Here is a 10,082-nt window from a genome sequence, read left to right as displayed (position 1 = left end):
AACGGCCCCACTTATGGCTCAGGCTTCCGCATCAACCCCGAGGCCGACGCCAGCGATGGCCTGCTTGACCTCTGCACCATTCACTACGCCCCCTTGGGGCGCGCTCTCAGACTCTTCCCTGTCGTCAAACGTGGTCAACACGCTTCCCTGCCCGAAGTTCACTTCTACCGCATCCAGCGCCTCACCATCGAAAGCCGCCTGCCGCTCAACGCCCAGATGGACGGCGAAGTTTTCCACGGCCAGCGTTTCGAGGTCACCGTCCTTCCACAGGCTCTGCTTGTGAGATGTTAGCCTGAGCGACCCCGCGCCCGTAGTGCGGGTCCATCTCGCTTCCGGTTATCATGACTATAAGAATCTTCCAGCGCGAGCCACAGCACTACTCACCCGTCGCAGCGCCATCGGCTCCCGCCCACGCGGGCCAACCGATCAGGCCGCGATGGGTATTTGTCCCTATCGCTGAGAATATCTCATGAGGACTGGCGCGCAGCGGTGTGGCGCGAGCGCTTTTTCGTGGCGACTGCCTCTCCATTGGCCTGAAAAGCCGAGGGGCAGAGCGGTACCAGTGGGCACTCCTCGCAGCGCGGATCGCGAGCGCGGCAGAGCGCCCGCCCGTGGAAGATCAAGAGATGCGACAGATCCAGCCAATCCTCACGCGGCACAATGCGCATCAAATCGCGCTCAATCTGCTCGGGGTCCTCGCTCTGCGTCCAGCCCAGGCGGCGCGCCAGGCGCTTGACATGCGTATCGACCACGATGCCCTCAACGATACCAAAGGCATTCCCCAGCACCACATTGGCAGTCTTGCGCGCCACGCCTGGCAGCGTCAGTAGCGCCTCCATACTGCGCGGCACCTCACCCCCGTAGTCAGTGATCAGCCGCTGGCAGGTCAGTCGCAGATTGCGCGCCTTATTGCGATAGAAGCCCGTCGGCTTAATATCCTGCTCCAGCTCCTCGGGATCGGCATTCGCGAAATCCTCAACCGTGCGATATTTGCGGAAGAGTTGAGCTGTCACCTCATTGACGCGCTCATCGGTGCACTGGGCCGAGAGCTGGACCGCAATCAGCAACTGCAGTGGATTCTCATAATTCAAAGTGCACTTCGCATCGGGATAAAGGCGCCGCAGCTCGGCGATGACCGCACGCACATGCTCGGGCGAGCCGGGGGCCGGTCCCTGATAGGTCGGTGGCAGATTTGCAGTACTCACGAATCGTCCCCTGCCTTCTTCTGGTCTTCCCCCTTCAATGGTAGGCCCATTATAGCACAGGGCGAACCCGGTCAGTCACGGAGCCAGCTCCAGCCAGCGATGCCAGGTGATATGATGAGAGCAAGGGACAATGGGGACTTGCCAAGGAGGATCACCACATGACAGTACCTCTTGACCTGAGCGCCTACCGTCGCTATTTTCCAGCCCTGCAGCAGGAGATGAACAGTCAGCCCGTCATCTACTGGGATAATCCCGGCGGCACCCAAGTCGCCCAGCAGGTCATCGAGGCTATGACGCGCTACCTGCGCGAGGCCAACGCCAACGCCCACGGGGCCTTTCTCACCAGCCGGCGTACCGACGAGACCATCGCCGCCGCGCGCCAGGCAATGGCCGATTTCCTCAACGCCGCCAGCCCGGCAGAGATCGTCTTTGGTCCCAACATGACCACCCTGACCTTTGCCTTCAGCCGCGCCATCGGCAAAACGTTGCAGCCCGGCGACGAAATCATTGTGACCGTCCTCGACCACGATGCCAACGTCGCCCCCTGGCTGGCCTTGCAGGAGCGCGGCGTGGTTGTGCGCACCGTCGATATTCATCCCGAGCAGGTCACGCTCAATCTGGAGGATCTGCAGGCCAAACTCAACGAGCGTACGCGCCTGGTGGCCGTGGGCTATGCTTCCAACGCCGTTGGCACCATCAACGATGTGCGGCGCATTACGGAGCTGGCCCACGCCATCGGCGCCCTGGTGTGGATCGATGCCGTGCAATATGCTCCGCATGGGCCGATCGATGTCCAGGCTCTCGATGCCGATTTTCTGGTCTGCTCGGCCTATAAATTCTTTGGCCCGCACCTGGGCATTCTCTACGGCAAGCGCGAACACCTGGAGCGCTTCCCAGCCTACAAGGTGCGCCCGGCCAGCAACGCGGTCCCCGATCGCTGGGAGACCGGGACCCAGAACCATGAGGGACTGGCCGGTTTGCTGGGAGTCATCGACTACCTGACGCTGCTCGGAGAGGAGCAGGCCGCCCATTATGGCAACGATCCCGCGCTGCAGCCCTACGCCGGGCGGCGACGCACACTGAAGGTAGCGATGCGCGCCATCAGCGACTACGAGCGCCAGCTTGCGGCCCAGTTGCTGCGGGGCCTGCGCGAAATTCGGGGCCTGCATCTCTACGGTCTCAGCGGGACCACTCCCGAGGAGCTGGCGCAGCGGGTCCCAACAGTGGCCTGTACCATCGATGGCCATCACCCGCGCGAGCTAGCTGCCACCCTGGGTGAGCGCGGTATCTTTGCCTGGGATGGCAACTATTATGCCCTCGGCCTGATGGAGCGCCTCGGCCTTGAAGGACGTGGCGGCGCTCTACGCCTCGGCCTCTGCCACTATAATACGTCCGCCGAAATCGAGCGCGTCCTGGGCGTCCTGGAAGAGCTGGCCTGAGTTGGCGCACACTGGCTGGCACCAATCGGGACCTGCTGACCAGGAGAAGGCCAATCCGATCCCTTTCCAGTGAGCAGCAGCAGAGCGCGGCGCGAAGAGCAGCACGGCGGCAACCTGACTGAGCTAAGGGCCTGGCGGCGAAGAGGGAGCGGGTACAGTCGCACTTTGCCGCCCAGGCTCCATATGCAGCGAGAATGAGATCTTCCCAGCCGAGTGAGCGCTTGTATTTTTGTCTGCGCTGATCTACACTAAGGTAGGTAGAGAATACAGTCGTTCGATTTACCTGGCTTCTTCTGGAGAAGCTTGCAGTTTTTTTATTGACCCCGGGCAGAGGCCAGACATGTAAGGAGGTTACTATCTGATGGATCAGCAATGGATCTACGGTCCAGATGATCTGTACGGCATCTCAGCCTATCTGCAGTTGATCCAGCGCTGGGTCGCCACAGCCTTTCCTCAGCCGCGCGACCCGGAGATCGCCGCCAGGCTAGACAGCCTGTGGGCTTCTCTTGGCTGGGCCCTGCAAGGTCGTGCCGTGGCTGAAGAGGCCAGACGCCTGGCAGCCAAGAAGAGGACAAGGGAATTTTCTCAGGAGGACGCAGAGCAGCTGCGTCAACAGCTTCGTGACGTGACTTTTGATGAGGAGCTAAAGAGCCTGGTCACAGTGGGACGGGCGGGTGACCCTCCTGTCCAGGGTCTTGAGCGGCGGCTACGTGCTCTGACAGAAGCTGGTGTCCGCGAGGGCTTCCTGGCCGTGGCGATGCGCGAGGCCACAGAATTCCGCATCGCCAGAAGTCTGCCGGCGGCCCTGGATCAATGGCGGCAACTCGCCGATCAGCTCGTCCCGCGCTCCCTGTGGGACGTCAGTTCACACTTCGAGATACTTCCAAAGCTAGCTATTTACGGGCCGGACAGCTAAAGGGTCCCGCCTGTCCCAAAGAGAGACCTGCCCCCTTGGGCCTGTGTCATCCAGGCCCCACGCTTATGGTCTCCCCGGCCTGGTCCTGGACAGAAGTCGACAGCTTTCCTCAGCCCGTGGCCAGGCAGCGCAGCCCTGCACCCGGGCAGGGCCCGCTTGACTGGCGGGCGCGGGTCCCTACGGACCGGTATGCTCTCCGTCCTCTCCATCGTGTCGCACTGTGATCGTAAACGGTCCCCACTCACCGATCAGGCCCTGGCCATGCAACGAAACGCTGCGCCCGTCTTCAATGCTCTTCTCCGTCATCAGGCCCAGCGCCAGAATGCAGCCGTCCACCTTGCACGGTACCTCGCTGTAGCGGCCCACCTCCTGCCCATCCAGGAAAAAGCGCACCTCATCGCGCGCCTTGCAGTAGCTGATGCCATAGCGATGCCATTGCCAGGGCGCCGTCTCTACCGGCAGCTCATTGAAGTCGCAGAAGTACTTTGGCTTGACGGCACGCTCCGGCTCAGGATCGGGCGGCGCTGGCACCCCTGGAAACGGCAGGAGCGCATAGACTGTGGCAATCGTATCGTTAGAGACGAAGAAATCGAAGGCCATACCGGTGGCGAAATCGAGCAGGTGGGCTGACACAAAGCCATCGTAGAGATCATGCGGGCGCGTATTGATGCCACGGGCGCGCATCTCCCATTCGAAGAGAATGGTCCCATCCTCGGGCATCGTGAAGCGCCGCGTCGAGAAAAACATATTTTTGGCGTTATCGAGAATCTGCACCTCGTTATGGAAGCGCGTTAACGGAACCGCCGCCACACGCAGACGATTGCCCTCGACCACCACCACGGCGTTTGGCTCACGATAGCGCCAGAAACTGCCGTCAGGCAGCGGGAAGCCTCCGTAATCCCAGTGGCGATCAACGCCGCTGATGATACTATGGTAGCCCGCATACAGGAAACGCTCCTCTGGCTGAGCGCTATCTATAGCAGCCGGTCGAGACTGCTGGATTTGCTGACTCTGCTCATGAGCGATCTCTTGCCGTGCGTCTGTCATTGCTACGTCGCTCCTTCTCCTCTCCTCACTGACAATCAGCGCTGATACATCCAGGTGTATCTGACCTGCATACGCCCGGCGCACCAAGCCATGCCTCCGCGCATATGCCGACCTGCACCCGCGACCACTACTCTGGCTGGCCAGCCCTCCCCGCTCTCTCTATGGCCGCACTTCCTCTCTTTTCTTTACGCACAGGACTGTTGCCAGCAGAGAGGCTACTTGCTTCATGCTATCACCGCTGCCCCATTCGGGCAAGGCCCACCTGGCCAGCGCCATCAAGCCTCAGAGCAGAGCCTTGCAGCGGTATTCAGCTCAGCGTCGGCCTGCAATGCCAGTTTTGTGATGCGCCAGTGTCTGTGCATAGTCGGCCTCCGTAACAGATAATAGAAGAAGAAGAACAGAGGCAAGCGAGCAATCCGCCATCCGAGAGAGCCGCAGAAAGGACAGCGCACGTCATGAAAATTCTGGTTTTCAACGCTGGTTCCAGCAGCCAAAAGACTAGACTATACGAATTACACGCCCCACTGCCAGTGGAGGCGCCGCCTCCCTTATGGGAAGCCAACGCTGACTGGTCCCACGAGCCAGGCAAGACCGAGCTGGTCATACGCAACGCAAAGGGACAAGAGCAACACGAGACCCTTCAGACCAGCGAGCGATCAGCCATTCTCAAGCACATCCTGAGCAAGCTCAGCCAGGGGGCAACACGTGCCATCGAGCGAGCCGAAGAGATTGGAGCCGTGGGACATCGCGTCGTCCACGGTGGTGCCCACTACAGCGAGCCAGCGCTGATCACTCCCGAGCTAAAAGCTACTATCGAGCGCTTGGAGGTACTGGCGCCTGCACACAACCGTGCCAGTCTGGAAGCCATCGCCGCCGCAGAAGAAGCCTTTCCCCAGGCGCGCCAGATCGCCGTTTTCGACACCGCCTTTCACAGCCACATGCCTCTCCCGGCTCAGATCTACCCTGGCCCCTACGAATGGTTCGCCCAAGGCCTGCGCCGCTACGGCTTCCACGGTCTCAGCCACCAATACTGCGCGCATCGCGCCGCCCAGCTTCTGGGGCGCGACCTGGCCAGCCTGCGCCTCATCACCTGCCACCTGGGTAACGGCTGCTCGCTGGCCGCCATTCTGGGAGGAGAAAGCATCGAAACCACAATGGGCTTCACCCCTATGGAGGGGCTAATGATGGGCACCCGTTCCGGCTCCATCGACCCTGGTTTGCTCCTCTACCTGCTGCGCCACGCTGGTTACAGCGCAGACGACCTTGACCGCATTCTCAACCGTGAATCAGGCCTTCTGGGCATTTCGGGTCTCTCAGGCGACATGCGCCTGATTCTGCAGGCACGTGCTGAAGGCAACCGGAGGGCCCGCCTGGCCTTCAACACCTTTGTTCATCGCCTGCGTCTCCAGATTGGTGCCATGCTGGCGGCCCTGGGCGGCATTGACGCCCTGGTCTTTACAGGCGGTATCGGCGAACACGCCCCCGAGGTACGCGCTGCCGCCTGCGAAACCCTCGGCTTCCTCGGACTGGCCATCGACCCCGTTCGCAATGCTGATCCCGGTGGCGATGCCGACATCGCCAGCCCCAACTCAGCCGTGCGCGTGCTGGTCGTACAGACACAAGAGGACTGGATGATCGCCGAGGCCTCCTGGCGCCTTCTCCAGCAGCGCCCATCACTGTGAGCGAACCGACCGTCTCGCCGGCTCTACCGCACACCGATGCTCCCCATAAGACAGAAACAGCTTCTCGCAGCCTCAGCGGCTACGAGAAGCTGGCAGCTAGCGAGACGACCAGAGACGTAACATCCCTCAGAGGGCAGACCCTGCCACCAGGCCGCCTACCTCCGGCTCGCCCACTCGAGGATAGCTCAAGGAAGGGCGGCCCCCACCAGCTCGGCAATATTCTGGATGCCATGCGCCTGCATGAAAGCCTCGATGCCCTCCAGCACCAGTACACCTGTGCGCGGGTTGATAAAGTTGGCTGTGCCGATTTGTATAGCGCTAGCACCAGCCATAATGAAGGCCAGAGCATCCGAGGCCGAAGTAATACCGCCAATGCCAATCACCCTCACCGTGGGCTGCTGACTGCGTAGCTCACGCGCCACCTCATAGACCATGCGCAGAGCCAGTGGTCTGATGGCCGGTCCTGACAGCCCACCAGTTCCATGAGCCGGCAGAGGGCGCCGCGTCTCAATATCAATGTCCATGCCTGTCAGCGTATTGATCAGGGAGACAGCATCGGCCCCAGCTTCAGCCGCCGCCAGGGCAGTCGGACGCGCGTCGCCGCTGTTGGGCGAGAGCTTCACAATCAGCGGAAGCGTTGTATTCTGACGCACCGCCGCCGTTACTTCGGCCACAGTCTGGGGACTGTCCCCGAAGACGCGACCACCGGCGCGGATGTTGGGACAGGAGACATTGACCTCAATGCCCGCTACGCCGGGCACATCCTCCAGCCGCTGTGCCAGCTCGGCAAACTCCTCAACCGTTTCACCGGCGATGTTGACAATTACTGGCGTCTGCCAGGTGGCCCAGACTGGTGCGTACTTGCGAATCACGGTTTCGATGCCGGGATTCTGCAGGCCAATGGCATTGAGCAGGCCAGCCGGCACCTCGCGAGTGCGTGGCTGCGCATTGCCCCGCCGCGGGCGCAGGGTGGTCCCTTTGCTAACGATGGCCCCCAGCCGCTCGATCTCGCCAATCCTGGCGTATTCGAAACCGTAACCGCAGGTCCCGGCAGCTAACATCACCGGATTACGCAGCAGCAGACTATTCTTACGCCCAGCCGCCAGTTCGACCGTAAGCTGCATCTAGCTTCCTCTTGCCTGGTTGATAGCATCGCGTAGACGCCGCGCTGCCTCGCCCGCTGCCAGAGCGTAGTCACTTCCTCCATCAGCATACAGGATGGCGCGCGAGACCGCCACCAGGATTCCCCCACCATACTTATCCAGACCAGCACGCACCGCCGCCTCTAGCTCGCCTCCCTGAGCACCAACGCCGGGGACCAACAGCGGCAGCGTCGGACAGCGCTCCCTGATGGCTGCCAGCTCGCGCGGATAGGTCGCCCCAGCCACCAGCCCGCAATTACCATGACGCGCCTGCCATTGACGCACACGCTCGGCCACCACCAAATAGAGTGGCAGCGCCCGAGAAGCGTGAACAGTCTCCACCGCTTCACTCTCAGCCTCACTCAGAGAGGGCTGAACCAGGAGATCCTGAAAATCGCCGGCTCCCGGATTCGAAGTACGGCAGAGCACAAAGGCTAACTTCTCACGATAGGCGAGGAAGGGCTGAACGCCATCGTAGCCGAGATAGGGCTGTACGGTCACAGCATCACAGCCGAGCTGCTCAAAGATGGCCGTGGCATAGGCGCGGGCCGTGTGTCCGATATCACCGCGCTTGGCATCGGCGATCACGGGCACCTCCGGCGGAATCGCGGCCAACACCTCACGCAGCAGCGCCCACCCCTGCGGCCCAAGGGCCTCAAAAAACGCCAGGTTGGGCTTATAGGCACAGGCATAAGGCAAGGTCGCCTCCACAATGTCGCGACAGAAGCGCAGCAGCGCCTCCAGGCCAGCGCCCCGCAACGGCTCCGGCAGGCGCTCTAGCTCAGGATCAAGCCCCACACAGAGCAGGCTCTGATGATCATGACTGGCCTGCTGCCACTTCTCCAGAAAGCTCAGTCCCGTCATGATGGCCTCCCTTCAGGGGCGCCCCGGCCACGGCTGCCGGGCTTGGTGAGCGGGACCCCCTGGGCACAGAGCGGACAGGCCCCAGGCTCGTAAGTCTGAGCCGCCACTGTCAGCAGCGCCTGGCAAGGAACAGGAAACTGCCTGGTCGCCTGGCCACCACTGCGATCCAGCAGTACAGCCAGACCCACTACTGTCGGCTCATAGGCCTCTAGAGCCTGTAGCGTCTCGTGCAGCGACAGCCCCGTGGTCAAGACATCGTCGACCACAAGGACGCGCTCGCCTGGCCGCAGCGTAAAGCCGCGGCGTAGCTCACGTCCCCCTCCGGCAGCCGGTTCCACCACCAGGCAGCGCGTCCCAAGCTGGCGCGCCACCTCCTGCGCCAGCAATGCCCCGCCAGTCGTGGGACCAGCGACCGCCTCGATGCCTTCTGGCTTATAACGCGCCACGATCTTCTCACAGAGTTGCTCTGTCACCCGTGGCCACTCCAGGAGACGAAACTTTTCCCAGTACTCATCACTGTGCCGTCCCGAGGTCAGGACAAAATGCCCTTTCGAGACAACCCCCAGACGCTCAAAGAGCGCTAGCAGCTCTGTATCTTCCGTCATCATCAAACCACACCAGATAGATTACGGATCATCAACAACGTGGCCCTGCGCAGCCCTTGCCGATCGATAGCCCGCAACAGGAGCACGCAGCAGCTTCAGGCCCATTCCAGCGCCACAGTGACCTCGCCGCAAAGAGCATCGCTCGTCTTACAGGATCGAGCAGAGACGACTACGGAAATGAGATGCGCTGGCTGGCCCTCTCGGAGCAGCCAGCCAGCTTACTTGACGCTCAAGACAATGACATCAAAGATCAGATCAGAGTTGGCCGGGATCGAGCCTTGCGCCTGGTTGCCATAGCCGAGCTTCGCCGGAATGTAAAGACGACGAATCGTCCCCGGCTTCACACCTACCAGGCCCTCATCCCAACCTTTGATCACTTGCCCCTTGCCTAGGGTAAATGAGAAGGGCTGACCATTGCGATCATAGGAGCTATCGAACTTCTTGCAGGTGTTGGCCAGCCAGCCTACGTACTCTACCTCTAAAGTGCTGCCGTTTTTAGCGGCGGTGCCGCTGCCCGCTCGAATGTCAAAATACTTGAGTCCATCGCTCTTGACCACAGGTGTCCCATTGATCGCCGGCGCTGTTGCTGGTCCTGCCGTTGGCGTAGCAGTGGCACTGTAGACAGAGGGTACCTGGTTCGAGGCACTACTATCGATAAAGCAATTGCGGGCCAGTGCCGTCGCAGTAGCATTGGCATGGGCCTTACTGACAGCGGTTGCGGTGGCCTCCCGTGAGGCGGCCTGCTGCGCATTGACACGCTGATACTGCCAGAAGCCAAACACAGCCAGGACAATGATCAGAAGGGTCACAGTGCTGGCCGCAATCAACTGTCGGCGCCTTCGACGCCGTATCTGCCTCCTGATACGCTCTTGCTGACGCTGCCCCGGACGGCGCTGTCTCTGCGAACCTCCTTTTTTCCCCTGTGCAGTCTGCGTCATACACTCTCCTCTGTGGATATGTGCTATGATGGTGCCTGTGATAGGGCCTGCCCCGGTGGTGATGGTGGTGCATTGTTACGCTGAGATTAGCATGTTTCTTGCGCCCTGACAAGAGTAAGCCGGCGGATGCACATCAGCCCCGGCTCTCTCCAGCTCAGACCACGACCGCTTTCTCACACGCCAGCGCTCCCCGCCCCAAGCTCACCCTTGCCCCCTAGCTAGCTCGGAAGCATCTGGTGCCTTC

9 protein-coding genes and 1 pseudogene are annotated in these 10,082 nt (G+C 61.4%); 4 read left to right on the top strand and 6 right to left on the bottom strand.

The window, feature by feature from the left end; all coding sequences use genetic code 11:
- Nucleotides 1–291: pseudogene (locus IRZ24_RS11625) on the top strand (diacylglycerol kinase family lipid kinase); the annotation flags it as partial.
- A gap of 176 nt (nucleotides 292–467) precedes the next feature.
- Here IRZ24_RS11625 and nth read toward each other — a convergent pair.
- Nucleotides 468–1,145, bottom strand: a complete 678-nt coding sequence (gene nth / locus IRZ24_RS11620) for an endonuclease III (protein WP_366914276.1) — start codon at nucleotides 1,143–1,145, stop codon at nucleotides 468–470.
- A gap of 218 nt (nucleotides 1,146–1,363) precedes the next feature.
- Between nth and IRZ24_RS11615 the strand changes: the two genes are divergently transcribed.
- Together IRZ24_RS11615 and IRZ24_RS11610 are read left to right on the top strand one after the other, a co-directional pair.
- Entirely contained in the window at nucleotides 1,364–2,644 is a 1,281-nt protein-coding gene (locus IRZ24_RS11615) for a cysteine desulfurase-like protein (protein WP_297164231.1), read from the top strand.
- A gap of 361 nt (nucleotides 2,645–3,005) precedes the next feature.
- Nucleotides 3,006–3,560 carry a hypothetical protein gene (locus tag IRZ24_RS11610; RefSeq protein ID WP_297164229.1) on the top strand — a complete coding sequence of 185 codons (555 nt, stop codon included), beginning with the start codon at nucleotides 3,006–3,008 and terminating at the stop codon, nucleotides 3,558–3,560.
- A 177-nt stretch (nucleotides 3,561–3,737) separates the two neighbouring features.
- On the opposite strand, the gene IRZ24_RS11605 is transcribed toward IRZ24_RS11610, so the two are convergent.
- Nucleotides 3,738–4,607 (bottom strand): DUF6081 family protein, encoded by an 870-nt coding sequence (locus IRZ24_RS11605; protein ID WP_297164227.1) that lies wholly within the window; start codon nucleotides 4,605–4,607, stop codon nucleotides 3,738–3,740.
- A gap of 455 nt (nucleotides 4,608–5,062) precedes the next feature.
- Here IRZ24_RS11605 and IRZ24_RS11600 point away from each other — a divergent pair, with 455 nt between their 5' ends.
- Entirely contained in the window at nucleotides 5,063–6,289 is a 1,227-nt protein-coding gene (locus tag IRZ24_RS11600; protein WP_297164225.1) for an acetate kinase, read from the top strand.
- Between the two features lie 185 nt (nucleotides 6,290–6,474).
- Here the strand turns inward: IRZ24_RS11600 and IRZ24_RS11595 are convergent, their stop codons facing one another.
- The 4 genes from IRZ24_RS11595 to IRZ24_RS11580 form a co-directional block, all read right to left on the bottom strand.
- Nucleotides 6,475–7,413, bottom strand: a complete 939-nt coding sequence (locus IRZ24_RS11595) for a dihydroorotate dehydrogenase (protein WP_297164223.1) — start codon at nucleotides 7,411–7,413, stop codon at nucleotides 6,475–6,477.
- Nucleotides 7,414–8,286 (bottom strand): orotidine-5'-phosphate decarboxylase, encoded by an 873-nt coding sequence (gene pyrF, locus IRZ24_RS11590; RefSeq protein ID WP_366914275.1) that lies wholly within the window; start codon nucleotides 8,284–8,286, stop codon nucleotides 7,414–7,416.
- 5 nt (nucleotides 8,287–8,291) lie between these two features.
- Entirely contained in the window at nucleotides 8,292–8,903 is a 612-nt protein-coding gene (gene pyrE, locus IRZ24_RS11585) for an orotate phosphoribosyltransferase (RefSeq protein WP_297164220.1), read from the bottom strand.
- 215 nt (nucleotides 8,904–9,118) lie between these two features.
- Nucleotides 9,119–9,838: an FKBP-type peptidyl-prolyl cis-trans isomerase gene (locus tag IRZ24_RS11580; RefSeq protein WP_297164218.1), complete on the bottom strand. Its 720-nt coding sequence runs from the start codon at nucleotides 9,836–9,838 to the stop codon at nucleotides 9,119–9,121.
- Nucleotides 9,839–10,082 lie beyond the last annotated feature (244 nt).

The sequence above is a fragment of the Thermogemmatispora sp. genome, assembly GCF_019683755.1.
Classification (GTDB): domain Bacteria; phylum Chloroflexota; class Ktedonobacteria; order Ktedonobacterales; family Ktedonobacteraceae; genus Thermogemmatispora.
Note: the sequence above shows the minus strand (reverse complement) of the source record. Positions and strands in the feature narration are given on the sequence as shown.

Bases quoted from the DNA above. Each gene is read 5' to 3' on its own strand.
- IRZ24_RS11580 (WP_297164218.1), bottom strand. From the start codon at position 9,838: ATGACGCAGACTGCACAGGGGAAAAAAGGAGGTTCGCAGAGACAGCGC.
- IRZ24_RS11615 (WP_297164231.1), top strand. From the start codon at position 1,364: ATGACAGTACCTCTTGACCTGAGCGCCTACCGTCGCTATTTTCCAGCC.
- IRZ24_RS11605 (WP_297164227.1), bottom strand. From the start codon at position 4,607: ATGACAGACGCACGGCAAGAGATCGCTCATGAGCAGAGTCAGCAAATC.
- IRZ24_RS11610 (WP_297164229.1), top strand. From the start codon at position 3,006: ATGGATCAGCAATGGATCTACGGTCCAGATGATCTGTACGGCATCTCA.
- pyrE (WP_297164220.1), bottom strand. From the start codon at position 8,903: ATGATGACGGAAGATACAGAGCTGCTAGCGCTCTTTGAGCGTCTGGGG.
- IRZ24_RS11600 (WP_297164225.1), top strand. From the start codon at position 5,063: ATGAAAATTCTGGTTTTCAACGCTGGTTCCAGCAGCCAAAAGACTAGA.
- IRZ24_RS11595 (WP_297164223.1), bottom strand. From the start codon at position 7,413: ATGCAGCTTACGGTCGAACTGGCGGCTGGGCGTAAGAATAGTCTGCTG.